Source organism: Paenibacillus sp. GYB003, from assembly GCF_036577625.1.
In the GTDB taxonomy this organism is placed as follows: domain Bacteria; phylum Bacillota; class Bacilli; order Paenibacillales; family NBRC-103111; genus Paenibacillus_AB.
In genome coordinates, this window is sequence record NZ_JARBDC010000028.1 from 16,001 (window position 1) to 42,956 (window position 26,956).

The window sequence follows — 26,956 nt, forward strand, 5'->3', positions numbered from 1 at the left end:
TGTCATGCAAAGGAATCGAACCGGGACATGTCGAATGATGTCCGATGTGGTGAAATCGAGGCGAGAAGGATTGAATGCGCGATGATCGAATTCAGGCATGTGAAAAAAGTATACGCAAACGGGACGATCGGCCTAAACGATATCAATCTGACGATCGGCAAAGGCGAATTCGTCGTCATCGTCGGCTTGTCCGGCGCCGGGAAGTCGACGATGCTCCGGTCGATCAACCGGCTGCACGACATAACCGAAGGGGAGATTTTGATCGACGGCAAGTCGATCACGGCCGCGAAAGGCGAGAGCCTGCGCAAAATGCGCCGCGGCATCGGCATGATATTCCAAAGCTTCAACCTGGTCAAACGGTCGACGGTGCTGCGCAACGTGCTGTCCGGAAGGGTCGGCTACCATTCGACGCTGCGGACGCTGTTCGCGATGTTTCCGAAGCGGGACGTCGAGCTGGCGCTGAAGGCGCTGGAGCGCGTCAACATTTTGGAGAAGGCGTACGTGCGCGCCGATCAGCTGTCCGGAGGCCAGCAGCAGCGCGTATCGATCGCCCGGGCGCTGGCGCAGGAGGCGACGATCATTTTGGCGGACGAGCCGGTGGCGTCGCTTGACCCGCTGACGACGAGACAGGTTATGGACGATTTGAAGCGGATCAATCAGGAGCTCGGCATTACGACGATCGTCAATTTGCATTTCATCGACCTGGCGCGCGAATACGCCACCCGAATTATCGGGCTTCGGGCCGGCCAAGTCGTGTTCGACGGGCCGGTGGCGGAGGCGACCGACGAGGCGTTCTCGAACATATACGGCCGCGCGATCAAGAAGGACGAGCTGTTGGGAGGCGCTGCGCATTGAAGACGCCCGGCACCGTTCCCCGCCCTTCGCGCATGAAGCTGTACAGCTGGCTCGTCGTGCTGCTCGTGCTGTTCGTCGGCAGCGTCTACCAGACGGAGGCGACGCTGACGAAGCTGTTTACCGGAATGCCGCAAATAGGGGCGTTTATCAAAGAAATGTTTCCGCCGGATTGGTCGTTTACCCCGAAAGTATGGAAGCCGATGAAAGAAACGCTGCAAATGGCGATCATCGGCACGCTGCTCGGGGCGCTGTTCGCCTTTCCGACGGCGCTGCTCGCCGCGCGCAACGTGACGCGCACGCCTTGGCTGTCGCTTCCGGCACGCATGATCATGAACCTGCTGCGGACGATTCCGGACCTGCTGTACGCGGCGCTGTTCGCGGTCGTCGTCGGGTTCGGTCCGACGGCCGGTACGCTCGCGCTCTTTTTCTTCACGTACGGCATCATTTCGAAGCTCGCCTACGAGTCGGTCGAGGCGATCGATCCCGGCCCGCTCGAAGCGATGACCGCCGTGGGCGCGAACAAGCTGCAGTGGATCCGCTTCGGGGTGCTGCCGCAGGTGGCGCCGACGTTTCTCGCGCATTTGCTGTACACGTTCGAGGTGAGCATCCGCGCGTCCGCCATACTCGGCTTGGTCGGCGCCGGCGGCATCGGGCTGCTGCTCAAAAACGTGCTCGACCTGTTCCGCTACGACCAGGCGTTCGTGCTCATCCTGATGACGCTCGTCGTCGTCATCGTCATCGACACGATCAGCACGCGCATCCGCACGCTGCTGCTGAAAGGGACGAAGCGGCCGCTGTCGCCGGCGGCCGGCCGTACGGGCTGGATCGCCGGCATCGTCGTCGCCGTGCTGCTCGTCCTCTGGTCGCTGCAAGGGCTCGAGTTCCAGGGCATTCAGGAAACGGCCAAAGTGATGTCCAAGGCGATGATCAAAGGGCTGCTGCACCCCGATTGGAACTACGTCTGGCTGCCGGAGGGCGAAGACCTGGTCCGCAACCTGCTGCTGACGCTGTCGATCTCGTATCTCGGCAACATCGTCTCGATGGTCGTCTGCGTGCCGCTCGCCTTCTGGGCGGCGGCCAACATGAGCCGTTCCCGGCTCGTGTCGGGCAGCGGCAAAATCGTGCTCAGCATCATCCGCACGGTGCCGGAGGTGATCATGGCGATCATCTTCATCAAGGCGGTCGGACCGGGCGCGTTCGCCGGCGTGCTGGCGCTCGGCGTCCATTCCGTCGGCATGCTCGGCAAGCTGTACGCCGAAGCGATCGAAAACATGGACATGGGGCCGACCGAGGCGCTGACCGCCTGCGGCGCCAACCGCTGGCAGACGCTCGCGTTCGCGGTCGTTCCGCAGGTGCTGCCGGACTTTTTGTCGTACGCGCTGTACCGGTTCGAGATCAACGTCCGTTCGGCGACGCTGCTCGGCATTATCGGGGCCGGCGGCATCGGCACGCCGCTCATTTTCGCGATCAACGGCTACAGCTGGCCGCGCGTCGGCATCATCCTGATCGGCATTATCGTCACCGTCTCGCTCATCGACTACATTTCCGGCTCTTTGCGGAAGCGGATCGTATAGGGCGGGCGATCGAAAGACTCGGCCTCTACCGTTCGGCGAATGCGAATGGTAGGGGCTTTTTTACCGCCGAGACTATTAAAAACATGGGCCTTCGGGTTTCATCCTTCATCTCGGGCATCGCCTCCAGCATCGCATCGGACGGGGCGGGCTCCATGACTGCTGTTATGCCGAAGCCGGCGTTAATCAAGACGTTCATATAGGTCGAAATCGTACGGTGATATTTGATCTCATTGCCGGTCAAAAACGACGTTTCGCGCACCCCTTCCGATTGATAGTTGTCGACCGGCCAATGCAGTCGGTTCCCCCGGTCGTCATAATACCAATCTTGTCCTTGAAGCGAAGTGAAGATGGGGTGCTCGACCGAAAAAACAAAAGACCCATCCGCTTTGAGGCAATCGTATACTTTTTTGCAAACCGACTCGAACGGTTCGACGTAGTGCAGCGACAACGAGCTGATCACCGCATCGAAATGGGCGTCCGGAAAGTCGATCTCTTCAATCGGCATTTTGATATAGGTAATCAGCGGGTCGTCCGTCATTTCGCGAGCCTTTTGCAGCATGTTTTCGGAAATGTCCACTCCCGTCACGGAGCTTGCTTGCCGCTCGCGGGCATATCGGCAATGCCAGCCGAAGCCGCAGCCTAAATCGAGCACGTGTTTGTCCCGAAAATCCGGCATCAATGCTTGAAATACATGCCACTCTCCCGCAGCTTCAAGTCCTCTGACCGATCTTGGCATTTTTTCGTACGCGGCGAAGAAAGTCGCATCGTCATATTTGTTTTGCTTCATCTTCCTTGCAACTCCTCTTGTACAGGCTGGTTTGGCGCCGCCAGCGTCTCCTCCAAGGCACGGCAGCAGGCGTCCAAATCGGTGACGCCCGCCCAATACAGCTTCAGCTCGCTGCGCATCCGTTTCAACGCGTCGTTCGACAGCTGCAGATCGGAATGAAGCCGGAAGCTGCGTATAATTTCCCGGTACAGCATAAACCGCGACGGCTCGCGGGCCGGAGCCGGGTGATCCGGGGCGAGGCCGCGCTCGGCCGCTTTTTTGAGCGCCGGGATGCTGAGCGTTCGGCGGCGGATTAAGCTCTGGTAATCCATCGAGGTCAGCTCGCGGACCAATCGACCGGCCTCCTCCTTGCGGGGCGACTTGGCCGATACCGCCAGCCCCACGACGAGATTCAGCGTATGGTTCGTCCGCAGCGCCGGCAGCGGCGCGATGTCGAACCGGAACGGAGCGTCGGCGAGCAGGTTCAGCCCGAAATACGTCGTCATAATCATTGTCGCTTTTCCGCCGCGGAACAGCTCCTCCGCTTCTCCGTCGCTTTGGGACAAAAGCGAGGTCAAGCCTTGTTCGTTCAAAATATCCCGGCTCGTCCGGATCGCTTCCCGCACCGCCGGGGCGGAAAAGTCGATGCGGCCGGCGTCTCCCGCACGGAAAGGCTCCCCGCTTTGGAGCAGAAAGATCGGCCAACGGTTGTCGGACAGCGCGTGATAGTAAAAGCCGACGCGCTTGTGTTCCCGGCCGATTTCCGCCGCCACGCGCAGCAGGTCGCTCCACGTCCAGCCGCTGTCCGGCTCGGGCAGATCGTATTCGGCGAAATGATCTTTGTTGTATCCGAGCACGACGGGAGAAAAGACGAAGGGCAGGGCGTGCAGCCGTCCGCCCGCTTCGAACGCCGGCGGCAAAAACGGATACAAGTCGTCGGGCGGCTGCAGGGGCTCCAGGAGCTCCTTCAGCCGGCCGGATTCGTGAAGCTCCGCGAAGCTCAGCTGGTTGAACATGGCGACGTCGATCAGGCCGGATTCCAAATAGTGCTGCATCAAATGAAGATCGTCGAACTTGAACGGAATCGGGATCAGCTCCACGCCGATTTCCGGATGCCGCTGCCGGTACAGCTGGACGAGCTCGCCCAACGCGGCTTGCTTCCGCATGGAGGGGTAATAGCCGAAACGGAGCGCGACGGGAGGCTTCGGCTCCGGGCGTTTCGCTTTATTCCCGATTCTCGGCGCTTTCTCCACGTAGCCTTGCGCGACGAGCAGGTCGAGCCCTTTCCGGACGGAATGCTTGCTGATGTCGTACCGTTCCGCCAGCTCCGTCTCCGAAGGCAAAAAATCCCCGTCGTTCAGCTTCCCGCTCCTGATTTGCTCGCGGATGCCGACGATCATGTCGTCCAATTTCGCCCGCAGGACGGACTGCCTTGTTCTCCGACTCACCTTGGTTCCTCCCGAATGACTGGTTCGTATCTGGTGCGTTCGATCGTGCTGTCGAAGCGCCGCAATCATACCCCCTATTATAAAGAAAACGAAGCCGGATGTCACTCTCGGCAGGTCAAGGCGCGCAACGTCCGCTCACGATGCGGGCCGCCGTCGGAGCGGCGGGAAGCTACGGGCTGGCGGTATTTTTCGTTGACAGCGCTTCCTTTTCGTCGATATAATTCAATCAGATACGTACTACAAACAATTACATACACATACAGCTCATTTAGATTCGTTTGTGGTCGAATCGAGAAGATGGAGGGGGAAGCTTTGCGCGTCATCGTTGCCGGAGGAGGCGCGATCATGGCCGAAAGCGCCGCGCCGCTCCCCGATTCGGTCGGCTTCGAGGAGCAAACGATGGGCATGGTCATCCGCTGCGACCGTTCCGACGGCATTGGAGGCCGTGCCTCTTTCCGGCTCAGTCCGGCCGGGAACGGCGATCGTTGCTGCGAACGCAGCAGACACTCGATTTGAAAGCGATTGCAGTTTTTCAAAGGAGGAAGAATTCAAGATGAAATGGTCCAAAACGATGGGGACGTGCGTCCTCGCCTTTATGCTCGGATTCGGCGCGACGGCGGGAGCGAAGCCGGCGGCCGCGGAGGATGCGCTATCCGGGGCGTACGAGATGCTCGGCACGCCGCTCAAGCGGGTTGTCGGCGTCGGAGGCGCGCCGTTTGACGGCCCGGACGGAACGCCCTACCTGAGCGCCTCCGTGAACGGCTCTCCGGCGCAGTTCGTTTCCGTTCACGCGCTTACGCTGCAGGTGGACAAAGTGATCGAAATCCCCGGAACGTCCAGCGCTCCGTCCATGCTGACCGGCAGCGACGGAAACGTGTATATCGGCACGACGGGATCGGCGGAGCTGTTCCGCTACGTGCCGGGAAGCGATGCGCTCGAATCGCTCGGCAAACCGATCGCGGGCGAGACGTATATTTACGGCTTGTCGAACGGGCCGGGAGGCAAGCTGTACGGCGGCACGTACCCGGGCGGCAAAATGTTCGAGTACGATCCGGCGACCGGCGCCTTCCGCAGCTTCGGCACGCTCGTGCCGGGCGAGAAATACGTAAGGGCGACCGCCTACGATGCCGAACGCGGGCTGTTTTACGTCGGGACGGGAACGAGCAACAAGCTGGTCGAATTCGATCCGGCGACGGGCAGCGTGTCCGCCAACCGGATGCCGGCGTCTCTGGCCACGGAGGAATATCCGAACAGCATCGAGGTGATCGGCGGCAAGCTGTTCATCCAGCTGAACAAATCGTCCAAACTGATCGTAATGGATAAGCTGACGAAAACGATCGAATATACGCGAGACGGCGTATCGGCCCAAGTGCTTCCGTCCCCCGACGGAACGAAGGCGTACTTGTTCACCCCGGGGGATGCCTACGTCCACGCCTACGACATCGCGGCGAAAAAAACCGAGCCCGTTTTTCGCTTCGGCAAATATAACGGCTGGAAATCGGCGAGGCTGATCCCGACCGGCACTCCGCAGGCGCCGGCCTACACGTTGTCCGCGTGGGCGGGGTACAATGCCGCGGTTACGTACGATTTCGCGGCCGCCAAGCATCGGGGCCAACCGATCGACGTGCCGGGTCAGCCGATCGAAATCCGTTCGATCGCGGGCGGACCGGACGGGCGGGTGTACGCGTCGGGCATTCAGGGCGGAGTCGGCATTTATAATCCGGCGACCGGCGCCATGGAGCCGGGTTCGCTCGGACTCAGCCAAGCCGAAGGCATCGCCGCCATCGGAGACGTGCTTTACTTCGGGATTTACCCGCAAGCGCGCCTGGGGGCATTCGATACGTCCCGCCCCGTCGGAACCGGGAACCCCGCCGAAATCGCCAGACTGCCGGCCGACAGCTTGCAGGACCGTCCGTTCGGCATCGTCGGCGCGGCGGAGCTCGGCAAGCTTTTCATGGGCACCGTTCCGCAATACGGCCAGCTCGGGGGTGCGTTCGCCGTCTACGATACGGCGACGAAATCGCTGCAGACGCACCGCAATTTGGTGCAGGATCAAAGCATTATTACGCTCGCCTACAAAGACGGCAAAGTGTACGGGGGCACCTCGATTTGGGGCGCTTACGGCGCGCCGGCTCCGACGGCGAAGGAAGGGAAGCTGTTCGTCTGGGACGCGGCGACCGGGCAAAAGGAGCTGGAGCTCGTCCCCGTGCCCGGCAAGCAGGCCGTCACGTCGGTGATCGTCGGCCCGGACGGCAACATTTGGGGCTTCGACGAGGGCGTGCTGTTCATTTTCGATCCGGCGACCCGATCGGTGAAAGAAACGCACGAGGTGATGCCGGTGCGCTACGCCGGCACCGTATGGTCGGACGCCTTTATGACGACGGGCAAAGACGGCAACGTATACGGAACGGCGCGCGGCGTGTTTTTCCGTATCGACGGCGGAACGAAGCGGGTGACGATATTGGACGATACGCGGCAATTTTCCAATTTGGCGCAGGATACGGACGGCCGTTTGTACATGCGATCGGGTATCGAGGGCAAGCGGCACGAGCTGTGGACGTATACGAATCCGGATCTGGCGCTGGCCGGCGCCCGGGAAAGCGTCGAGGCGTTTTATAAGGCAGGCGAGCTTGCGGAGCCGCTCTACAAGCAGACGAGCAACGATTTGCGGCAGGCGGTCCATCACTGGCAGGCGGGACGGCGGGAGCAGGCGGCGCACTTCGCGAACAAGGCCGCCGATTCCGTGAAGCAGGGCGGCGACTGGACGAGCGAACCGGTACGCGGCGCGCTTTCGGCCAAATTGAACGAAATCGCCCTCCTTTTGCAAGGGGCGGCGGGGGACGGATCGGCGAAAGGGGGATAACGGCGGCCGGCATAACGGTGTCGAGCGGCGTGGGACTTCCCGGGATGGCCGAGAAGGAAATCGCGAACCTGAAAGCGAATGGACAATAGTGCAAGGTTCAGCCGATCGCTTGCGACGGCACCATCATAACGTCCGCAGCCGCCCGTCGGCGCCGCGTCGGTTCGCACGGAGCCGCGCGGCGCCGCTTGGCCTTTCGCCCGGGCGGCGGGACGACTAGGAGTGAGTTTGCGAATGGAACGTGCCGAACAGGCGGCGGTGGCCGCCGCGATGCGCGAGACGCTGCGGCGTTACGTCCCCGTCATCCGCGGATGGACGACGCCGGACGGCAAGCTGCCCGACCCTTACGAAACCGTGTACAGCGAAAATTACGCCCCCGCCAACGCGGCCGCCGTCCTCGCCGCCGTTTGCCGGGCGGGGGATGGCGACGAAGCCGCCGGGCTGCTGGAGACGATGCTCGCCCGCACGACGGAGCTGCTCGGCGACAAAAGCGGGGTGACCCCGTTTTGCCGGGTGTTTCTGTACCATTACGGGCTGATGGCGCTGCTGCTCGCGCCGGAGCAGGACCGCATCCGCCTAGCCGGGCGGTTCGGGAAGACGCTCGGGGCGTACGAGGACGACTGCCCCGTCGTCAATACGAACTGCGCCGCCCTGCAATGGGCGATGGAGCTGTTCGCCGACGCGCTCGGCCTGAAAAAAGCCGATCCCGGGCTGCTTCAGCATCGGCTGGCGTTCATCGCAAACGCGCAGCTCGCCTCCGGCTTTATTAACGACGAGGTGACGGAGCAGGCCAGCCACGACGGCATGCCGATCGCCTACCATGCGTTCACGCTGTTTTTGCTGGCGAGCGCTTCGGCGGTGATCGAACGCTGGCCGGACCGGCTCGAGCCGTATCGCCTTGAGGCCGACGACATCGTCCGCAAGGGGATGCAATGGATGCGGCGGTCGATCACGCCGGACGGCGCGTTCGCCATGGTCGAGCGGAGCGGGTACCAAATGTTTACGTGGGGCGCGTTAACCGCGCTGCTCGCCTATACCGCCCCGGACGGCGAATACGGGGCGACCGCCCGGGACGCTTACCGGAACTGGCTCCCTTACGAGCATGACGACGGAACGTACGGCTGCACGCCGAATCGGCTGCCCCACTCGCTGCGGGTCGGCTTCGAGACGTACACGCATTTGAACATGTACAACCTGCTCGGGCTGACCGGCATTGCCGTGGCGGAGCGCGTGCTGGAGCGCGGCATCCGCCTGCCCGAGCGGCCGGAGGGGCGGCTCGAAGCGGAAGGCGCGCCGGCTTTCGTCGATTCGGACAGCGGGTACGCGTTTTACCGCGACGGCGCGCATTTTTTCGGCTGCACGCTGCGCATGCACAACCGGAAGTACGCGCCGGCGATGCAGGGCTTCCATTTCCGTCACGCCGGACGCACCCTGCCGATCGCCGAGCCGCGGCTGTCCGCATCGCGCAAATTCGGCGGCGAAGCGGATCGCGACGATGTCTGGGAAGGCTGCGCGGCGACCGACGAAGCCGGCATCGTCCACGTTCCCGATATGACGGAGAACGTCGAGACCGCGGAAGCCGCGGGCGGGCTGACGATGCGCTTCGAGAACGACGTTCTGCGCTGCGAGAAGACGATCGCGATCGGCGACGGCGGCGTGACGTGGACGTACGTCGTCGAAGCGAAGCAGCCGTTGAAGGACGTGGGCCACGTGCTGCCGCTGGTCGTCCACGACGGCCGCGACGCGCTGCGCATCGCGACGGGCGGCGACCGGGAGCTGCTGCTGCAGACCGGGCTTCGCCGCTATGCGCTCCGGTATGAAGGAACGGGCGCGCCGGACATGGAGCTGAACCGCTCCCTGCTGTCGGTCAGCGGCGTATCCGCGAAGGTGCGCGTTCGGGCGTCCGGCCCGCTGAAGGCCGGCGGGACGGTCCGCTGGAGCGTCGCGCTCGTTCCGCTTCCGGATGCGCAGCCGTAACGTTACAGTAAGGTTCGCACTGTCAACTATTTATGCCGCGAATCGAATCGGATTTTCACCCCCCGCGGTTATGCCGGCGGGGTGTTTTTTTATCGGCGCCGAAGCGGCGGGGCGAGTGCGAGTGCTGGCGCGGATAGTGTGGGAAAGAGCGCTATCCGGCGCAGCAGGCCGGCGAAAACGCCGGGATAGTGCGCGAAAGCGCATTATCGGCGCCGAAGCGGCGGGTCGAGCGCGGTTGTCGGCGCGGATAGTGCGCGAAAGAGCACTATATGGCGCGGCAGGCCGGTGAAAACGCCGGGATAGTGCGCGAAAGCGCATTATCGGCGCCGAAGAGGCGGGGCGAGTGCGGTTGTCGGCGCGGATAGTGTGCGAAAGAGCGCTATCCGGCGCAGCAGGCCGGCGAAAACGCCGGGATAGTGCGCGAAAGCGCATTATCGGCGCCGAAGCGGCGGGTCGAGCGCGGTTGTCGGCGCGGATAGTGCGTGAAAGAGCGCTATCCGGCGCAGCAAGCCGGCGAAAACGCCGGGATAGCGCGCGAAAGCGCACTGCGCCTGTCCCACGCGCCTACGCCACTACCGAAGCTTGTAGATGGCGTATGCCGGATCGTCCCCGAGCTTCGGATAGTGCGCATCGAGGTACCGCTTCAGCCGTCCGTCCGGGTCGCCGTCGATATATCCTTTGAGCGGCACGAAGTAAGCGGCGCCTTCCCGCACGAAGTAACGAAGCTCGGCCAAAGGGTCCCCCGGCACGCTGTTCGTCACCCGCCAACCGAACCTGCGGGAGGCGTTCAGCAGCGACGGGTCGTCCGTGCCGACGACGATCAGATCGTCCGGTCCGGTGAGCCGCCGGACGATGTCCGCCTGCCGCAGCAGCTCCGCGTCCCGCTTGCCGATGACCGGGGCGACGGCTGCGAAGCTTTCCGCGGCGACGAGAACGAGCGCCGCCGCCGCGAGGACGGCCGGCGCCGCGAACGGCCGCCCGCGTCTCCTCTCCCCCGCCGCGGCCCCCCGCACCGGCCGCGATTGCGCCGTTCGCCGCAGCAGTTCGCCGAGCGGATAAGCGGCGAGCAAGGCGAGCGGCGGCCCCAAAAAGATCAAATAATAGTTGAACCTGATGACGGCGACGATCGTCGCGAGCTCCAGCAGCATGGCGGCCGCCCAAACGCCGACGGCGTAATGGGCGCGCCGGCGGAGCGAGGCGAAGCCGATCGCGGACAGGACTAGGCCGCTCCACGTAAACGCTTTCGGCAGCTCGCGGACGAAAAACGCGGCGGCCTCCTTCGTCCAAAACGCCCGCGCCATGTCCGGCAAAATATGCTTCGCCGCGATGCCGGACACGAAGGCGGCTTCCGCGACCTCGCCGAGCCAGCGGTAGTAAACGAACGGAGGGAGCAGCGCGATCGCCGCGAACGCCCACAGCTCCGGACGGAAGAACAAGCGGCGCCCGAAGCTGACCGCAGCCATGGCGATGAACGCGATGCCGATAAAGACGGTCGGCACTTTTTCGCAGACGGCCAAAGCCGTGAACAGCGCGGACCCGTACAGCACGGCCCGTTTTCCGCCGGCGATCCAAACCGAGTACATGTAGAACGCCCCGGTGTAAAAAAACAGCGCCGCCGACTCCGGCATGATCGCGCGGGAGTACAGCACGTTCAGCGGCAGCAGCCCGTACAGCAGCAGCGCCACATACGCCGCGGCGTCGCCGAAGTACATGCGCCCGATCCGGTACACGAACCAAACCGACCCCATAAAAAACAAAATCGGCACGATGCGGGCGAACGCGTACTCGCAGCCGAACAGCCGGTACAGCGCCGCGATCAGGCCGGTCGTCAGCTGCAGCTCCAGCTGCGCGTAGTTCGGCGGCGGCCCTTCGTAATTCAGCTGCGGATACAGCGGATGGAACCGGTGCTCGGCGAGATTGCGCGCCATGGCCTCGGTATCCGACTGCCGCCACGAGTCGTAGCCGCCGTGCGGGGGGGCGTTCAGATAAGGCAGACGGACGAGCAGGACGAGGGCGAGCAGCGCGATCAGCCATGCGGCGCGCCTCCCCGGCGTCCCGGACGTTGCCGGAGCTTTCACCGTTTGGCTCCGTCGAACGCCGGAAATTCCGGCTCGCTCGCCGGGGACGGATGCTTCACGACGCGAAGGAGCCGGATGTAACCGGCGATCGTACGCAGCGCGTTCATTTTGCTGCGCCCCTCCTTCAAGCCGTATTCGAGCCGCAGCGGCACTTCCCCGGCATTGACGCCGATTTTGCCGAGCCGGGCGATCAGTTCCGCCATGCAGGCGAAGCCGGTCGACGTTACGACGATCCCCCCGTATTCGCGGAACGCTCGACGCAGCGCGCCGACGGAATAGGCGCGAAACCCGCTCGAATAGTCGGTGACGCCGGCGATCGGAAACAGCAGCTTGAAAAAAGCTTTCGCTCCCCGGCTGTACGCTTTGCGCAGCCAAGGAACGCCCCGCTCCTCGCCTCCCGGGGCGAACCGGGAAGCGACGACGAGGTCGAGCCGCTCGTCCCGCAGCTTTCGCACCATGTCCGGTATGAGCTCCGGGCTGTGCGTATTGTCCGCATCCAGCGTGACGAGAATGTCTTTGTCGCCGTAATGCGTCGAAACATGCTCCAGCATCGTCCGCATCGCGGCGCCGAGCCCGCGGTTGGCCGGGTGAGCGAGGCGGCGGGCGTTCGGAGCGGAGCCGATATATTCGGCGAGCAGCGCGGCGGTTCGATCGGTGCTGCCGTCGTCGACGAAGCACAGATGGAGCGAATCGCCGAACCGTTCGCGAAGTCCGTCCAAACGGACGAGCAGCTTGGGCAGCGCCGCTTCTTCGTTATAGACCGGCAAGCCGATCACGATTGTACCGTGTAAGGTCATAAGGAGTCTCCTGCTGTATGGAATAGAGCCCGCGAACGGGTCGCGGCGAACCTGCGCATCGTTTATGGCCGTGAATCGTTAACGGCCTTTATTAACAGAATTCCCCATTCCGTGCGGGACAATCCGGAATTTGAAAAATCGCTCGGCCGCGCAGCAACAAGGCTATAGGCAGCGCCTATACCGTTCATCCGAACTATATATTTCAACAGTGCGGCCGGCAGCGCTACAATGGTGGCAGCCAGCGACTTGCCATTTGCGGAGGAGGAAGCGGCATGGACGACAAAACGGCCCGGGAACGCGCCGAATTATCCGGCAAACTGACGAACGTGCTCGACGCCCGCACGCTGGCCGGCTCGCATCGCAGACTGGCGGAAATCGTCCGCCCCGGCATGACGGTGCTCGACGTCGGCTGCGGTACGGGCTCGATTACGCGCGGGATCGCCGAAGCGACGGGCCCGTCGGGGAGCGTGCTCGGCGTGGACAGCAATGCGAAGCTGATCGAAAAAGCGAGGCGCGCGCACGGCGGCACGCCGGGACTCGCGTTCGAGGAGGGCGACGCGTACGAGCTTGCCTACGAGGAGCGATTCGACATCGTGACGTCGGCCCGGCTGCTCGTCTGGCTGTCCGACCCGCTGCGGGCGCTGAAGCGGATGACGGCCGCGGCGAAGCGGGGCGGACGCGTTGTGATCGCCGACTACAATCATGTCAAAATCAAATGGGGGACGAAGCCTCCGGCCAGCATGCTCGCGTTTTACGACGCCTATTTGCAATGGCGCTCCGACGCGGGACTGGACAACGCGATCGCCGACCGGCTTCCCGCCCTGTTCGAACGGGCGGGACTGGCCCGGGTCGCCGTCACCCCTCAGCATGAGGAAACGAGGCGGGGCGATCCCGACTTTGCGGTGCGCATCGCCATATGGGCGGACACGGCGTCGAGCCGGGGGCCGCAAATGGCCAAGGACGGATACGTGACGGAGCGCGAATACAAGACGGCGGAGGACGAGTATCGCGAATGGATCCGAAGCGATGCCGACTCGCTGACGATGTACATGCTCGCGGTCGAAGGCGTGAAGGAACGATAGAGCGAGCGGCAGGAACGAAGGAGGGACGACGGTGGACGGGATGATCGAAGCGTATGTCCGGTCCGTTCGGAACCGATATCCCGATTTGACGATCCGGACCGCGGAGCCGATCGAATCGGGACAAAACAACTACGTTTTGTTAGTAAACGGGGACTTGATATTCCGTTTTCCGAAGTATGGCGAAGGGATTCGCGCGCTCCGTCTGGAGACGGCCGTGTTGAAGGCGCTGCGCGGCCGGCTGCCGCTGCGCGTTCCGTATCCCGAGTACGAAGCGCTGCAGTCCGAGCGGGTCGGCGACGTGTTCGCCGGATATAAGCGGATCGAAGGCGAGCCGCTGACGAGGGAGCGTTTTGAGGCGATTCGCGACCCCGGGAAGCTGCGCGTCATGGCGGAGCAGCTGGCCGGTTTCATGCGGGCGCTGCACGGAGCCGAGCTCGGGACGGGCGAAGTGCCGGGGCTGCCGGCGTATCGCGGAGCGGCCGAATGGCGCGAGCTGTACGAGCGGATCGAGACGAAGCTGTTTCCGTATATGAGCGAAGCCGGAAAGCGCGAAGCGAGACGCCATTTCGAACCGTTTGTGGCGGACGGCAGCCCGCTCGATGTCGAACCGGCGTGGATTCACGGCGATTTCGGCACGTCGAACCTATTGTACGATCCGGAGCGCGCTTCGATAACCGGCGTCATCGATTTCGGCTTCGCCGGACCGGGCGACCCCGCCACCGATTATGCGGCGCTTCTCGCTTCGTACGGGGACGATTTTTTAAGCATGGTCATGGAGTTCAACCCGGACAGCCGGGCTTATTACGAACGCGCGCTTTTTTACAAAGGGACGTTCGCCCTGCAGGAAGCGTTGTTCGGACTGGAGCACGACGATGCCGACGCGTTTCGGGCCGGCATGGAGCTTTACCGGTAAGCGAACGGCCGCAAAAAACCGCTGTCGAGGCGACAGCGGTTTTTCAACATGCGGCGCGGGCGCTCCATTTTCCGCGTCAATCGTTGTCGCAGCAGCTTTCGCGCTGCTCCATATGGCCGGAGCGCTCGATTTTCGTCTGCAAATAATGTTTGTTGTACTCGGATACGTCGCCCCACAGCGGCACCCGGCCCGCTATGTCCATTCCCGCCTTTTTGAGCGCGTCCAGCTTTCTCGGGTTGTTCGTGATGACGGTGACCGGCTTCGTGCGCAGCGCCTTCAGGACGCGGATCGCGTCGGCGTAATTGCGGGCGTCGTCGGCAAAGCCGAGCTTCAGGTTGGCGTCGACCGTATCGTAGCCGTTTTCCTGAAGAAGGTAAGCGAGCGCCTTGCTGAACAGCCCGATGCCCCGGCCTTCCTGATTGGCGAGGTAAAACAGCGCCCCCGCGCCGCGCTGCGCGATCGTTTTCATCGATTGCCGCAGCTGGAACCCGCAGTCGCACCGCTTGCTGCCGAAGATGTCGCCCGTATGGCAGATCGAATGGAGGCGAATCCACGCGTGCTCCGCATGCTCGAAGTCTCCGTATACGAGCACGCTGGATTGTTGATACTCCGCCAGGTTGGCGGAAGACAGCTTTTCGACGATGCGTTCGAAGCGGTCGGTCGCTTCGTCGCAGTTCAGCCAGCAGTACCAGCTGAACGGAATCGTTTCCCCGTCCAGGTTGACGGGCAGCTTGATCGGTCCGACCAAGTAAATCGCGCCCCGGTCCGTACGAATCGACCGTACCTTATGCTCGAGCAGGTCGTAGACGGCGGGGTCCGGCATTTTGACGTTTGACATATCGGGCAGCTCCTTGTGGCGTCTGGTGGTCTCGTTACGTAGGTTACCCCAAGCGAGCCTGTTCCAATGTCGCGCTAGCGCATTTTTTGCTTCAGCCGCTCGATTTCGCGACGCGGCACTTCGGAATCGAGTTCATAGAGGTCCATAAAATCGGCGATCCGTTCCCACTCCGCGATCGCCTCCACGAGCCTCTGTTCCCGCTCCAGGGCGAAAGCGCGGCTGAACCGTCCGTCGATCAGCTGGGAATCGAGCTGCGCGGACCGCTCCCACGCCTCCAGCGCCTCCCCGATTTGTCCGAGGCGCGCGAGCGTTTCCCCCTTGTAATAATGAAGCATCGCATCCGTCGGGAACAGCTTCAACCCGGCCTGCAGGACGAGCTGCGCTTCCTGCGTTTGATCGGCCGTCAAGTAGCATTTCGCCAAATACCGGTACGAATCCGCTTCGTTCGGGGATTCGCCGAGCCGCTTCTTGTAGAAGTCGATCGATTTGCGGTTTTCGGACAGCTGTCCGCGCACTTTGATGAGCTGCGCGTGAAGCTTGCCGGCGATCCAGCCGTAATCGCCCTTGATCGCGCCGCCGTTCAAGCCGGCCTCGTAGCATCCGGCCGCCTTTCGCAGCAGCCGGTTCGCCTTCAGTTCCAGCAAGAAGCCGTATCCGTGCAAATATTCCGGATTATCCGGCTGCTCGGCGATCGCTTCCTCGTGCAGCGAAACGGCTTCCTGCCATAACGTTTCGTCGTATTCGCGTTCGAGCCGCTGGCGCAGCTCGAATTTGCGTTCGCGTTCCCATTTCAAATGAAATTCGTTCGAACCCATCGTTTTCACGCTCCCCGATTCCGTTTGAACGCTTCCGTCATACTGGCGTCCTTCAGTTCCGCGAACAGCTTGCCGTCTGCAGAAGGGACGGCGTCGAGCTCCCGAAGCAGCGTCTCCGCGACCAAAGCCGCCACGCCGGCGGCGATGCCGTCCCACAGATCAGGGGCGCTCCGCGTCAGTTCCCGCTTCAGCTTGAAGGTCAGTCGGTTCCGTTCCATCGTATTCCCCACCTCCGATCGTTTCCGCCAAACGGGCCAAGCTTCGCCGATATTTCCAGCGCACGGTGCCGGCGGGAATGCCGAGCTGCTCGCCGATTTCGCGATGCTTCAGCCCGGCGACCAGATGCAGCACGACGATTTGGCGCTCGGTAACATCGAGACGCGCGAGCGCATCGCGCAGCTCCATGCTTTGCACGGCCCGGTTTTCCGCCTCGTCGTCGGCCGGTTCTCCGCAGCCGCCGCCCGCCCGTTTTCGCTGCCGATAGGCGTCGTAAGCCAGGTTGCGCGCAATGGACGCGATCCATGCCTTCGGCCGCGTGCCGGTGCGGTACGTATGCGCTTTTTCATAGACGCGAACGAATGTGTCGTGCAGCACGTCTTCGGCGGCCTGCTTCTCCTTCACGATGGCGACGGCGACGGAATAAACGATGTGGCGGTACCGCTCGTATACAATCCGAAGCGCCTCGACATTCCCCCGTGCAACCGCCTCGAGCGCCTCCTCGATGTCCATGGTCCACCTCCCTTTGCCCTTATAACGTTCGGGAAGCCGAAAATGTTGGAGGGAGCGGCGTCCGTTCCATTACGTCATTTTTCTTATAGTATTGGTCAATCCGTCAAGAGTTTTGGCAGGCCGTCCTTGTTTATAATCGATATACCGGTCGCGGAAAGTGGGCGAAGGAGAAGGCGGCCGGGCTGTTGCAGGAGATTCGTAAAAACGGCGAAATGCCGACAAATGCGATGAAGGAGGACGTTATGAGGGGGCTATACCAACGCATGGCGAAAGGCTCGGTCGCACTGCTGGCCGTGGCGGCGATGGTCGGCTGCGCGGCCGGGACCGGTTCGGAAAAAAGCGGCGACGCGCAGCCGCAAGGGAAAGGGCAATCGGAGAAGGCGGACACGGCCTCCGTATCGACGGAACCGGTTACGCTGACGATTTTTAACAGCAGCATGGGAGACGATCTGATGAAAAGCGCGATCGTCGATCCGATTCAAAAGAAGTATCCGTTCATTACGTTGAAGGTGATCAAAAAAGAAAAAGGCTCTCTCATCGAAGATTTGATCGCCGCCGGCTCGGTTCCGGATATTATTATGGGCGACAGCAGCGGGGATATCCCGGTCTACAAAGAACTGGACGTGCTTTACGACATGACGCCGCTCATCAAAAAGCTGAACTTCAATTTAAGCTCCATCGATCCGGCCGTTATCGACGAAGTAAGGGCGTATACGGGGGACTCGCGCATCCTGGCGCTTCCCCGCGGGCATAACACGGCGGTCTTGTACTACAATAAAGACATTTTCGACAAGTTCGGCGCGCCTTATCCGAAGGACGGCATGACCTGGGACGAAGCGATCGATTTGTCGAAAAAGGTGACGCGAATGGACGGCGGCGTGCAGTACCGGGGACTCGACTTCTCGGAGCACGTTCTCATTCCGTACAACCAGCTGTCGCTGCCGGTCGTCGACGCGGCTACGTTGAAGGCTGCGGTCAATACGGAAAAATGGAAAAGCTTGTTCGCCACGCTCAAGCGCGTCTATGAGACTCCCGGAGCCAAGCCGGCCGCCGCGGATTACGGCGGCAAAGCGAGCACGTTGTTTCTGAAAGACAAGACGCTGGCCATGCTCGGCTCGACGCTTATGTTCGGGGCATTGCCCGATGCGGTCAAAAACGGGTTGAATTGGGACGTCGTCACTTTGCCGTCGTTTCCGGAGGCGCCCGGAACGACGATCCAAATGTTCTCGCCCTTCCTCGCCATTTCGCCCGGAAGCAAATACAAGGATCAAGCGTTTTTGGCGATCGCGCATATTTTGTCCGAGGAATACCAGGTGGCGGAGGCGAAGCTGGGCAGACCTAGCGTTTTAAGCACGGACCGCGTAAAGAAGGAGTACGGAACGGAAAACGATTTGCTGAAGGGCAAAAACAAGGGCGCCTTGATCAAAAACAAATTCGCCGTCGCGAGACCGTCGATTACGAAATACGACCCGGCCGCCTACAATATAATGCGCGGCAAGTTCAAAGAAGTCGTGCTGAACGACAAAGATATCAACACGGCATTGCGGGAGGCGGAAGAAGCGATCAACAAAGATTTGGAGCAGAAAAAAGCCGCCAAGTAACGCGGCGAACGACAAAAGCGGAACCGTCGCAAGGGGCGGCTTCCGCTTTTATTATCGCGCCTGCATTTGCGTCGCTCCTACATAGGGACGGAGCGCTTGTATTTTTTGCGGTATTCCTTCGGCGTCATCCCTTCGTGCTGTTTGAATACGAGCCCGAAATACGAATAGTTGCCGAAGCCGACCCGGGCGCAGATTTCGGATATGGACAGATCGGTAAAGACGAGGTCCTGCTTCGCCTGATGGATGCGCGTGTACGCGATGAATCGGGTTACCGTCTCCCCGGTCGCTTTTTTGAACAATCGGCACAAGTAATAGGGAGTGATGTAAAACATTTTGGCCAATTCCTCAAGCGTAATGTCTTCCGCATAATGGCTCGACAAATAGTCGATGATTTGGTGAACGAGCGAGATGTCTCCGCCGGCGCGGTTGTCGGCGGGACGTCGGTCGCTGAAACGGATGCGGTGAATATCCTCCAGCAGCCGGCTCAGCAAAATGCCGATCATTTGCTCGAACCCGGTTTGACGAAGCTCGTATTCCGCATACATTTGGTCGAGCAAAGCATAGATGCGCGCATGCTTCTTCTCGCACAAGACGAAATGCGAATGCTCGGCCTTGCGCTTTTGGCCGAACAAATCGATAACAAGCTTTTTCGTTTCGGGGTTTAACGATTCGGGCAAAAAGTTGATGACGGTCCGGGTGAAGCGCTTACCTGCCGTCGGAGCAGTTTTGTGGATTTGTTTGCCTTCGATCAGAATCAAATCGTTGCCCTGGAACGGATGAATATAACCGCCGTTTATGTAATTCCCCGAGCCTTCATGAAGAAAAAACAGCTCATACCCGCGGTGAGAGTGGAAATTCATATGGAAATGGGCATCCGTATGACGGTATTTGATGAAGAAGGGCAGCTCATGCAGACGTTTATTCGTATAATCGTCCGCGTACTCGTTCCGATTGCCGGATAACAAACCGACACACCTCCCGCTTCAACACGATTCGGCCAGCCGTTGTTAAAATAAGGATAAAATAGATCCGATTTTTTTACAACGGCAATCCGCTTGACCGCACACCGTCCCTTCGCGCATCGTTTCCTAGCCGTTCGGTCCCGGTATGACGCAATCGAGCGATAAGCCTTCCTGCGGACTTTCATCCAGAATGCCGATCAGCGTGCCGATATCGGCGGCCGGTATCGAGGCCGAGGCCATTTGCCAATTTCCGGTTCCCGTTCCTTCAATCGCGACAAACTGATTGGCGCCGTTCAGCACGTACGTCACGATGAGTCGGTACGCCGCCCCTTCGTTCGTCTTGATCCGCATATAATATTGCTGCGGGTACGGCAGCATATTCAACAGTCTGCCCATTACTTTTCCGTTGTGATTTCCGGTTTTGCGCTTTAATACGACGCTCTCTTTGGACAAACTCGTCGGGTCGTGGTGCAAGCGTCCGTTCACATAGTTCAGATCAGCCGCAAACAACGCATGGATCGATTGATGCAGAGCGTTGCTTTTGTTTTGCAAGCTGCCGAAATGAATGTTGTTCACCTGCAAATCCGAACCGTACCATTTGAACAGAGGCCGGATCGTCAACGTTTCCGTTTTGCAGTTCACATTATTGATCGTCGTCGAATTGCGTTGATTGTAGGTTGTTTCCACAATTGTCGTATCTCTCTTGGGGGTACCGTCCAACAAAATATGGTTTACCACGACATTTTTGAAAATCGTATTGGAATAAAACACGATTCCGACCATATGCTTGCTTCCGTCCGCCAGCGTATGCAAACGATGGTTGAAATGCTGCAAATTGATCGTATCGAACACGACGTTATCCGTAATCGAGCCTCTGAACACGCAATGGTAGTTCCAATCGCCGTCGGGCTCGTCGGCGGTTACCGCTCTGACTTCCCCCGTCTCCCGGTAACGGTTGTAGGACGAGCATTCGGCGTTAATGTTTCCGAAATAGCAATGCGTAAACCGGTTGCTTTTGCTTTCGATATAGTCGCCGTTGCAAGCCTCGAACATTAAATTCCCGAAGCTCAAAGCCGAGTAATTGCTGTCGGCGTAGTTATAATGGTCTTCGAACAGCAGGCAGGGCTTGCCGTAGTCCAATATCGATCTGAAATTCATGACGGGGAAATAGAGCTCCCAACAGCTTTTCATGGCGAGGCCCGTACCGTCGACAAACAGGAAATCGATATGGTTCATAACGCCGAACGCAACCCAATCGAGGTACAATACCGCCCTTTGCACTTTGTACAGTTCTTTGAAGCTTCTCGCGTGATCGGTAATGTCGCCGTTGAAGGAAGTGAACGCGAGATTGTCCATCCGAATGTCGGTCATATGGTATTTATCGCTTGAGCCTTCGGCGATTCCTCTTGCAAACGGGTCCGAAAAATCGGCCAGTCCGCCCAATTTCCATACGTACTGTTGATTGTCCTGCATCGGGGCGATGATCGTTTTATTCGCCTTGGTCGCTACGAATCCGTTGCAGCCCTCGATATGAATGCCGTTTCTTCGGAAAATATGCGTATCCGAAAAGCACCAAATCCCTTGAGGAATCCATAATTTTATAGTCGGATCGTTCGTAACGCCCGTGCTCCAGCTTTGCAAAAAACTCATCATATGGGGCTTATTGTCGTACTTGACATTGTTGTTGTCCTGCAGCGATTTGGCCCCGAATTGCCTGAAGTTGACCTGGCCGTTCTCGATCAGAAGAACCGCCTTCAGCCCGTTGTTCAAAGCGTGGCAAAGCCCTCCGTTATCCGCAAGGCTGGCGTCGTTTTTTACGATATAGGTGCCCCCGCCGCCATCGTTAGGCTTATAATAGCCGAGTGTGACGACGATATCGTTTTCTTGCAGCCGGGTTAACGATTTCATGGCGGAAACGGTTGGTGCGAACGTCGCCTTTTGAGTCAACCGCTCCACATTTTCGTTAATGGCGTTGACGAGGCTCGTCTTGTCGTTCGTTTGCAGGTCCGACAGTTCGCCGATTTTGTCGTGGGGATTCCCGGCGGCGTTAATCGTACGAACCAGTCCCCCCGAGGCGACGGCCGCCCCGGCCATGCCAAGCGACGCCATGAGCGCTCTGCGGCTCATCCGTTTGCCGTTAGGTTCCGGCAGTTTTCCGTGCTCCGATTGGCGTCCGCCATTGGCGGCATCGGTCGGCTTCGTATCTCGCTTGCTCATCCCTTTTCCCCTCCGTAATCTCCGTTAAAAAATACCGGCAAATTTCATCCCATTCCGGTTTCCCACGATGCCGCGGTTCCGAGAGTCCTTCCCGAGAATTGAATTATATAAAATAATGTAAGCGTTTAACTATAACGATATTGCCGGAATATCCCGTTATTTTGACTTTTTGGGCGATGGAAGGCCGAACATACGAAAGCAGCCATCCCGAAAAAGGATGGCTGCTCCCTGGTTTGGCGAGTCGGCGCGGCTGCGGCTTGCGGCGACTTATTTGCCGCCGAGCTGCTTGTTCGCGTCGCGCACGACGTTGAAGTTTTCGTCCTTGCCTTCGACATACCCTTTGTGGGTGTAAACGTCGAAAATGGTTTGTTGGCCTACAGGGTCTTTGCCGATGGCGATGAACGCGTCGGAAATTTTTTTCTTCCACTCGGCGCTCATATCCGGGCGAACGCTGATCGTATCGTTCGGGATTTTATCGGTAAAGGCGAGCACCCGCGTTTTTTGCATCACGTCCGGCACGTCCTTCTGCATTTGCGCCCGGATGTCCTGGAATACGGCGACGGCGTCGACCTGGCCGTTCAGCAGGCCGATGATCGCTTTGTCATGGCCCTGGAACTGGACGCCGGTCACGTCGGATACCGGGTCGATTCCGTTTTTCTTCATGAGCAGGGCGGGATATGTGTAGCCGGCGGCGGACGTCGTTCCTTGCCAGCCTATTTTTTTGCCTTTCAAATCTTTGATCTCTTTGATCGGGGAATCCGCTTTGACGACGATCATCGCTTTATACGAATCGACGAGATCGGCCGTAGGCTGTCCGGTTTTGTCGTCCACGCCGAGCCGGGTCGCCTGCAGCAGCAGATCGGCGGCTTTCTTCGTATCGTGGGCGACCACGTAGTTGGTCGGAGGGAGGAAGCCTACGTCGACTTGCTTGGAGGCCATCGCTTCAATGACGGTGTTGTAGTCCGTCGATACGCTGACTTTGACCGGGATGCCGAGTTTTTCTCCGAGCAGCCTTTCCAGCGGCTTCGCTTTCGCCTCGAGCGTCTCCGCGTTTTGCGAAGGAACGAACTGCACCTTTAGTTCTTTCGGCACATACCCCGCCGAAGCCTGGGTTTTGCCCGGGTCGGTCGTGCCCGCCGCTTCCTTCTTCGCGCAGCCGACCGACAGCCCGGCGGCCAGGATGAAGGATAAGCCGATTGCCGATGCTTGTTTGAACATTTGATTTGTCCTCCCTTTTCATGGCACAGCAAAGTAAATGCAGAAAATAGCATATCATATTTTGTAGGCGGTTGGTACGGGCTCCGTGTAAAGTTGTCGTAAAATGACGGCGACCCGTTTGTCATGCGCCAATCGCCCTGATATAGTGGGATCATGAACGAAATGCAGGAGGGAGACCGTTTTGCCTTTGCCTACCGATAGCGACGCCGTACGTCTGACTTTGCTGGAAACAAGCGACTTGCATGGAACTATTTTGCCCATCCATTATGCAAACAATGAGCCCTATGAAGTCGGACTGGCCAAAATCGCCACGCTGCTCCGCCGGGAGAGACGGCGCGCCGAAAGCGAAGGCGGCCTGCTGCTTGCGGTCGACAACGGCGATTTGATCCAGGGAACGCCGCTCGCCTACCATCACGCCCGGATCGACAACGCTCCGCCGAACCCGTTCGTGCTGGCGCTGAACAAGCTCGGCTACGACGCGGCGGTCATCGGCAACCACGAATTCAATTACGGGCCGGGGGTCTTGAACAAAGCGGTCCGGGAATCGCATTTTCCTTGGCTGTCGGCCAATATCGTCAAAGCCGGCACGGAGGAGCCGTTTTTCGGCAGGCCGTATTTGATCCGCGAATGCAACGGGGCGAAAATCGCCGTGTTGGGTCTGACGACCCCGTATATTCCGAACTGGGAAAATCCGCAAAACATCGAGGGGCTCGCCTTCCTTGACGCGGTCGAGTCGGCCAAGCGCTGGGTTCGCTATTTGCGCCGGGAAGAGGGGGCCGACGTCGTCGTCGTGTCGTATCACGGCGGGTTCGAGAAAGACCCGGATACGGGCGAAGCTTCCGAAGCGCAGACGGGCGAAAACCAGGGGTACCGGCTGTGCATGGAGGTGCCCGGCATCGACGTGCTGCTGACGGGACACCAGCACCGGGAAATCGCCGGGAAGTCGGTGAACGGCGTTACGATCGTGCAGCCCGGCCATTTGGGACAAAAGGCGGGGCGGGTAACGTTGACGCTCGTTCCCGGCGATGGCGGAGGCTGGCGCGTGGCCGACAAAACGTCGGAGCTGCTGTCCGTTCAAGGCGTCGTCCCCGACCCCGAGGTGCTGGAGCTGGCCCGGCCCTACGAGGAGGCGACGCAGCGGTGGCTCGACACGCCGATCGGCTCGATCGAAGGCGACATGACGGTGCGCGATCCGATGCGGCTGCGGATGAAGGACAACGCGCTCATCGAATTTATCAATAAAGTGCAGATGGAGACGTCGGGCGCGACGATTTCCAATACGGCGCTGTTTACGGACGAGTCTCCGGGGTTTCCGCCCAACGTGACGATGCGCCATATCGTCTCGAATTACATTTATCCGAACACGCTCAAGGTGATCCGCATTACCGGACGCGACATGCGGGCCGCGCTGGAACGAAACGCGGAATATTTCGTACTGGACGGCGAAGGCCGGCCGGCGATCAATCCGAAATTTGCGGTGCCGAAGCCGCAGCATTACAACTACGACATGTGGGAAGGGATCGATTATACGCTCGACATTTCGCGCCCGGAAGGGAGTCGCGTCGTCCGCTTGACGCACCGGGGCGAGCCCGTCGATCCGGACGCGGAGTACGACGTCGCGATGAACAATTACCGGGCGGGAGGCGGCGGAGATTACGCGATGTTCCAGGGGAAGCCGGTCGTGAAGGACATCCCGACCGACGTTTCCGAGCTGATCGCGAATTACATTTTGGAGCGGAAGACGGTCGTCGCCACGGTCGACGGCAATTGGGAAGTGATCGTCGGCGGACGCTGACCCCGACGGGGACGTGCTCTCAAGCGAGGGTGAGGCGAGGCGAGGAGCGAGGACGCATCAGACCCGCGAAAGCGGGGAGGGCGTCCTTTTTGTGCTGCGGGAGAGGGGCACGCGATGCCCGATTTGGAGCAGGGGGGGGCGCCCGAACGTTCGACCCTGTTGGAGGCGGTCGGCGGGCATCGCGGGTGCCGGGCGGGCGCCGTTTTGCCGGCCTGGCTGCCGGTGGCTGGATATAGAAGACGTTCGGGACCGTTAATGGGGAGGTTGCGGCCTGGGGCGATATTAGCGGACGAAAGGGACTGTCAGTTTCGTCCGATGGGCGCGCGTTCGCTTACCGAACGAACGACAAGCGCTTTGCACGTATGCGCCTCGTCCTCTTTTTTTATGAACCGATTTCCATATGTTGAATGAGGGGCGAAAACGGTTGAAGCACAAACGGAGTACCGCAGGCCAAGAAGGAAAAAGAAGTTGACCCTTCCAAGGCGATCTCGTAAAATCAATATGATGACTCTTGTTTAACATACTGAACTATCGATAGAAGGGGAGAGCGTCTTGAAATTACGCAGCAGCGAGTGGTTCGAGAACGACAACGCCGAGCTGACTTTCCAGCACCGCTCCGCGATGCGGGCGATGGGGCATAACCCGGAATCGTTCGTGGGCAAACCGATCATCGGCATTTTCAACGCATGGAACGATTTCAACAGCTGCAACTACCCGCACAAGGAATTGGTCGAGTTCGTGAAGCGGGGCGTGCTGCTTGCGGGCGGCTATCCGATCGAGATGCATACGATTTCGACGCCGGCCGATTTCATGAAGCCTTCCGACCTGATGTACCGCAATTTGCTCTCGATGGACGTCGAAGAAAGCATCCGTTCCCAGCCGATCGACGGCGTCGTGCTGCTGTGCGAATGCGACAAGACGGTGCCCGGCCAGCTGATGGCGGCGGCCAGCTGCGATTTGCCCGCGCTGCAGCTCGCGGCCGGTCACCGGTCCTCCGGCAGCTTCCGCGGCAAGACGGTCAATTACGGCACCGATTTGTGGACATATTCGGACGACTACAAGGCGGGTCTGCTGCCGGAGGAAGATTGGCGGGAGCTGGAGCAGTCGATTTCGTGCAGCTTGGGCGGCTGCCCCGTCATGGGAACGGCGTCGACGATGAAGAGCCTTTCGGAAATGCTCGGCATGATGCTTCCGGGCACGTCCAGCATTCCGGCCACGCACGCGTCGCGCAAGCAGGCGGCCGAAGCTACCGGCCGGCGCATCGTGGACATGGTGCGGGAACATTTGACGCCGTCCAGGCTGATGACCGAGCAAGCGTTCCATAACGCGATCAAGCTGGTGGCGGCGCTCGGGGGCTCGACGAATGCGGCGATCCATTTGACGGCCATTGCCGGGCGTCTCGGCATCCGCATTCCGATCGAGCGCTACGAGGAGCTGACCGAAGGCATTCCGCTGATCGTCAATTTGCAGCCGAGCGGCTCGCACAGCATGGACGATTTTTTCAAGGCGGGCGGTTTGCGCAAAGTGATTCGCAACCTGCTGCCGAAGCTGGACGCCGACTGCCTGACGTGTACGGGAGAAACGCTGCGGGAAACGTACGGCCGCGATTTGCCCGATTACGCGGACTCGGACGAGGTGATTTCCACGCTGGACGCTCCGTTCAAGGAGAAATCGGGACTCGCCGTCCTGAAAGGCAATATTGCGCCGAGCGGGGCGGTCATTAAAAAATCGGCCGTCTCCCCGCATCTGTTCAAGCACCGCGGACAAGCGGTCGTGTTCGACGATTACGAGGACATGCTCGCCCGCATCGACAGCGACGACCTGGACGTCACCGCGGACAGCGTGCTCGTGCTGAAAAATTGCGGCCCGGTCGCGATGGGCATGCCGGAATGGGGCTCGATCCCGATTCCGGCCAAGCTGCTGCGGCAGGGGGTCCGCGACATGGTGCGGATCAGCGACGCGCGGATGAGCGGAACGAGCTACGGCGCGGTTGTTTTGCACGTCGCGCCGGAGGCGATTGTCGGAGGGCCGCTCGCGATCGTGCGGACGGGCGATTGGATCGAGATGGACCTGGAGGCGTCGGTGCTGCGCGTCGATTTGGACGATGCCGAAATCGAAGCGCGCCTAGCGGCGTGGAGCCGTCCCGAGCCGCGGCATAAGCGCGGCTATCCGCGGCTGTTTGCGGAGCATGCGCTGCAGGCGCCGGAAGGGTGCGACCTCGACATTTTGCGGCCGAACAGCAAGGAGGAAGCGAAGTTCGTTCCTCCGATCGTCGGACGGGGCTGACGGGGAGCGCTGCCGGGCCGATGCGCGGGCTCGTAGCCGCCGAGTAGGCCGCCGATAGTGCGCGAAAGAGCGCTATCGGGCTGTGGGGGCGGCGAGATAGGCGAAATAACGCGCGAAAGAGCGCTATTTCGCCCGGCCCGGCCGA

At 60.4% G+C, this 26,956-nt stretch carries 21 protein-coding genes; 10 read left to right on the plus strand and 11 right to left on the minus strand.

Translation table 11 applies throughout. From position 1 onward, the window contains the following. Positions 1-81: 81 nt before the first annotated feature. Entirely contained in the window at positions 82-855 is a 774-nt protein-coding gene (gene phnC, locus PV407_RS10245) for a phosphonate ABC transporter ATP-binding protein (protein ID WP_332089820.1), read from the plus strand. Between the two features lie 32 nt (positions 856-887). Next, positions 888-2,429, plus strand: coding sequence for a phosphonate ABC transporter, permease protein PhnE (gene phnE, locus PV407_RS29520; RefSeq protein WP_442951642.1), 1,542 nt, complete (start codon positions 888-890; stop codon positions 2,427-2,429). 25 nt (positions 2,430-2,454) lie between these two features. Here phnE and PV407_RS10260 read toward each other — a convergent pair whose 3' ends face one another. Together PV407_RS10260 and PV407_RS10265 are read right to left on the minus strand one after the other, a co-directional pair. After that, positions 2,455-3,216 (minus strand): class I SAM-dependent methyltransferase, encoded by a 762-nt coding sequence (locus tag PV407_RS10260; protein ID WP_332089862.1) that lies wholly within the window; start codon positions 3,214-3,216, stop codon positions 2,455-2,457. Then, positions 3,213-4,643, minus strand: coding sequence for an extracellular solute-binding protein (locus PV407_RS10265; RefSeq protein WP_332089821.1), 1,431 nt, complete (start codon positions 4,641-4,643; stop codon positions 3,213-3,215). Before PV407_RS10265 ends, PV407_RS10260 begins: the two co-directional genes overlap by 4 nt. A gap of 312 nt (positions 4,644-4,955) precedes the next feature. Here PV407_RS10265 and PV407_RS10270 point away from each other — a divergent pair, with 312 nt between their 5' ends. The 3 genes from PV407_RS10270 (at position 4,956) to PV407_RS10280 (ending at position 9,480) form a co-directional block, all read left to right on the plus strand. Next, positions 4,956-5,159 (plus strand): hypothetical protein, encoded by a 204-nt coding sequence (locus tag PV407_RS10270; RefSeq protein WP_332089822.1) that lies wholly within the window; start codon positions 4,956-4,958, stop codon positions 5,157-5,159. Positions 5,160-5,196: 37 nt separating this feature from the next. Beyond that, the gene (locus PV407_RS10275; protein ID WP_332089823.1) at positions 5,197-7,506 is read left to right on the plus strand and encodes an FIMAH domain-containing protein; all 2,310 of its coding nucleotides are present in this window, start codon (positions 5,197-5,199) and stop codon (positions 7,504-7,506) included. A gap of 231 nt (positions 7,507-7,737) precedes the next feature. Beyond that, the gene (locus tag PV407_RS10280; RefSeq protein ID WP_332089824.1) at positions 7,738-9,480 is read left to right on the plus strand and encodes a hypothetical protein; all 1,743 of its coding nucleotides are present in this window, start codon (positions 7,738-7,740) and stop codon (positions 9,478-9,480) included. 572 nt (positions 9,481-10,052) lie between these two features. On the opposite strand, the gene PV407_RS10285 is transcribed toward PV407_RS10280, so the two are convergent. Together PV407_RS10285 and PV407_RS10290 are read right to left on the minus strand one after the other, a co-directional pair. Continuing rightward, positions 10,053-11,558, minus strand: coding sequence for a glycosyltransferase family 39 protein (locus tag PV407_RS10285; RefSeq protein WP_332089825.1), 1,506 nt, complete (start codon positions 11,556-11,558; stop codon positions 10,053-10,055). Next, positions 11,555-12,355: a glycosyltransferase family 2 protein gene (locus tag PV407_RS10290; protein WP_332089826.1), complete on the minus strand. Its 801-nt coding sequence runs from the start codon at positions 12,353-12,355 to the stop codon at positions 11,555-11,557. Before PV407_RS10290 ends, PV407_RS10285 begins: the two co-directional genes overlap by 4 nt. 272 nt (positions 12,356-12,627) lie before the next feature. Here PV407_RS10290 and PV407_RS10295 point away from each other — a divergent pair, with 272 nt between their 5' ends. Both PV407_RS10295 and PV407_RS10300 read left to right on the plus strand, forming a co-directional pair. Further along, positions 12,628-13,437 carry a methyltransferase domain-containing protein gene (locus PV407_RS10295; RefSeq protein ID WP_332089827.1) on the plus strand — a complete coding sequence of 270 codons (810 nt, stop codon included), beginning with the start codon at positions 12,628-12,630 and terminating at the stop codon, positions 13,435-13,437. Between the two features lie 40 nt (positions 13,438-13,477). Beyond that, positions 13,478-14,350, plus strand: a complete 873-nt coding sequence (locus tag PV407_RS10300; protein ID WP_332089863.1) for a phosphotransferase family protein — start codon at positions 13,478-13,480, stop codon at positions 14,348-14,350. A 76-nt stretch (positions 14,351-14,426) separates the two neighbouring features. Here the strand turns inward: PV407_RS10300 and PV407_RS10305 are convergent, their stop codons facing one another. The 4 genes from PV407_RS10305 to PV407_RS10320 form a co-directional block, all read right to left on the minus strand. Then, entirely contained in the window at positions 14,427-15,188 is a 762-nt protein-coding gene (locus PV407_RS10305; protein WP_332089828.1) for a GTP cyclohydrolase II, read from the minus strand. Positions 15,189-15,262: 74 nt separating this feature from the next. Further along, the gene (locus tag PV407_RS10310; RefSeq protein WP_332089829.1) at positions 15,263-16,003 is read right to left on the minus strand and encodes a hypothetical protein; all 741 of its coding nucleotides are present in this window, start codon (positions 16,001-16,003) and stop codon (positions 15,263-15,265) included. Between the two features lie 5 nt (positions 16,004-16,008). Beyond that, positions 16,009-16,221, minus strand: coding sequence for a hypothetical protein (locus PV407_RS10315; protein ID WP_332089830.1), 213 nt, complete (start codon positions 16,219-16,221; stop codon positions 16,009-16,011). Next, positions 16,163-16,732, minus strand: coding sequence for an RNA polymerase sigma factor (locus PV407_RS10320; RefSeq protein WP_332089831.1), 570 nt, complete (start codon positions 16,730-16,732; stop codon positions 16,163-16,165). The genes PV407_RS10315 and PV407_RS10320 overlap by 59 nt, the downstream gene beginning before the upstream one ends. Positions 16,733-16,995: 263 nt before the next feature. Here PV407_RS10320 and PV407_RS10325 point away from each other — a divergent pair, with 263 nt between their 5' ends. Next, the gene (locus PV407_RS10325; protein ID WP_332089832.1) at positions 16,996-18,333 is read left to right on the plus strand and encodes an ABC transporter substrate-binding protein; all 1,338 of its coding nucleotides are present in this window, start codon (positions 16,996-16,998) and stop codon (positions 18,331-18,333) included. Between the two features lie 77 nt (positions 18,334-18,410). Here the strand turns inward: PV407_RS10325 and PV407_RS10330 are convergent, their stop codons facing one another. The 3 genes from PV407_RS10330 to PV407_RS10340 all read right to left on the minus strand — a co-directional run bounded on the left by PV407_RS10330 (position 18,411) and on the right by PV407_RS10340 (position 22,730). Continuing rightward, a complete protein-coding gene (locus tag PV407_RS10330; RefSeq protein WP_332089833.1) occupies positions 18,411-19,298 on the minus strand; it encodes an AraC family transcriptional regulator in 888 nt (295 codons plus the stop codon). A 123-nt stretch (positions 19,299-19,421) separates the two neighbouring features. Beyond that, the gene (locus PV407_RS10335; protein ID WP_332089834.1) at positions 19,422-21,512 is read right to left on the minus strand and encodes a hypothetical protein; all 2,091 of its coding nucleotides are present in this window, start codon (positions 21,510-21,512) and stop codon (positions 19,422-19,424) included. 267 nt (positions 21,513-21,779) lie between these two features. Beyond that, entirely contained in the window at positions 21,780-22,730 is a 951-nt protein-coding gene (locus PV407_RS10340; protein WP_332089835.1) for a phosphate/phosphite/phosphonate ABC transporter substrate-binding protein, read from the minus strand. A gap of 181 nt (positions 22,731-22,911) precedes the next feature. Between PV407_RS10340 and PV407_RS10345 the strand changes: the two genes are divergently transcribed. Further along, positions 22,912-24,525 carry a bifunctional metallophosphatase/5'-nucleotidase gene (locus tag PV407_RS10345; protein WP_332089836.1) on the plus strand — a complete coding sequence of 538 codons (1,614 nt, stop codon included), beginning with the start codon at positions 22,912-22,914 and terminating at the stop codon, positions 24,523-24,525. Positions 24,526-25,077: 552 nt separating this feature from the next. Next, positions 25,078-26,811: a dihydroxy-acid dehydratase gene (locus PV407_RS10350; protein ID WP_332089837.1), complete on the plus strand. Its 1,734-nt coding sequence runs from the start codon at positions 25,078-25,080 to the stop codon at positions 26,809-26,811. Positions 26,812-26,956: the final 145 nt, after the last annotated feature.

Coding starts and splice junctions, on each gene's coding strand:
- phnC (WP_332089820.1), top strand. CDS start 82: ATGATCGAATTCAGGCATGTGAAAAAAGTATACGCAAACGGGACGATC.
- phnE (WP_442951642.1), top strand. CDS start 888: ATGAAGCTGTACAGCTGGCTCGTCGTGCTGCTCGTGCTGTTCGTCGGC.
- PV407_RS10260 (WP_332089862.1), bottom strand. CDS start 3,216: ATGAAGCAAAACAAATATGACGATGCGACTTTCTTCGCCGCGTACGAA.
- PV407_RS10275 (WP_332089823.1), top strand. CDS start 5,197: ATGAAATGGTCCAAAACGATGGGGACGTGCGTCCTCGCCTTTATGCTC.
- PV407_RS10280 (WP_332089824.1), top strand. CDS start 7,738: ATGGAACGTGCCGAACAGGCGGCGGTGGCCGCCGCGATGCGCGAGACG.
- PV407_RS10290 (WP_332089826.1), bottom strand. CDS start 12,355: ATGACCTTACACGGTACAATCGTGATCGGCTTGCCGGTCTATAACGAA.
- PV407_RS10295 (WP_332089827.1), top strand. CDS start 12,628: ATGGACGACAAAACGGCCCGGGAACGCGCCGAATTATCCGGCAAACTG.
- PV407_RS10300 (WP_332089863.1), top strand. CDS start 13,478: ATGATCGAAGCGTATGTCCGGTCCGTTCGGAACCGATATCCCGATTTG.
- PV407_RS10305 (WP_332089828.1), bottom strand. CDS start 15,188: ATGTCAAACGTCAAAATGCCGGACCCCGCCGTCTACGACCTGCTCGAG.
- PV407_RS10310 (WP_332089829.1), bottom strand. CDS start 16,003: ATGGGTTCGAACGAATTTCATTTGAAATGGGAACGCGAACGCAAATTC.
- PV407_RS10315 (WP_332089830.1), bottom strand. CDS start 16,221: ATGGAACGGAACCGACTGACCTTCAAGCTGAAGCGGGAACTGACGCGG.
- PV407_RS10320 (WP_332089831.1), bottom strand. CDS start 16,732: ATGGACATCGAGGAGGCGCTCGAGGCGGTTGCACGGGGGAATGTCGAG.
- PV407_RS10325 (WP_332089832.1), top strand. CDS start 16,996: ATGGCGAAAGGCTCGGTCGCACTGCTGGCCGTGGCGGCGATGGTCGGC.
- PV407_RS10335 (WP_332089834.1), bottom strand. CDS start 21,512: ATGAGCAAGCGAGATACGAAGCCGACCGATGCCGCCAATGGCGGACGC.
- PV407_RS10340 (WP_332089835.1), bottom strand. CDS start 22,730: ATGTTCAAACAAGCATCGGCAATCGGCTTATCCTTCATCCTGGCCGCC.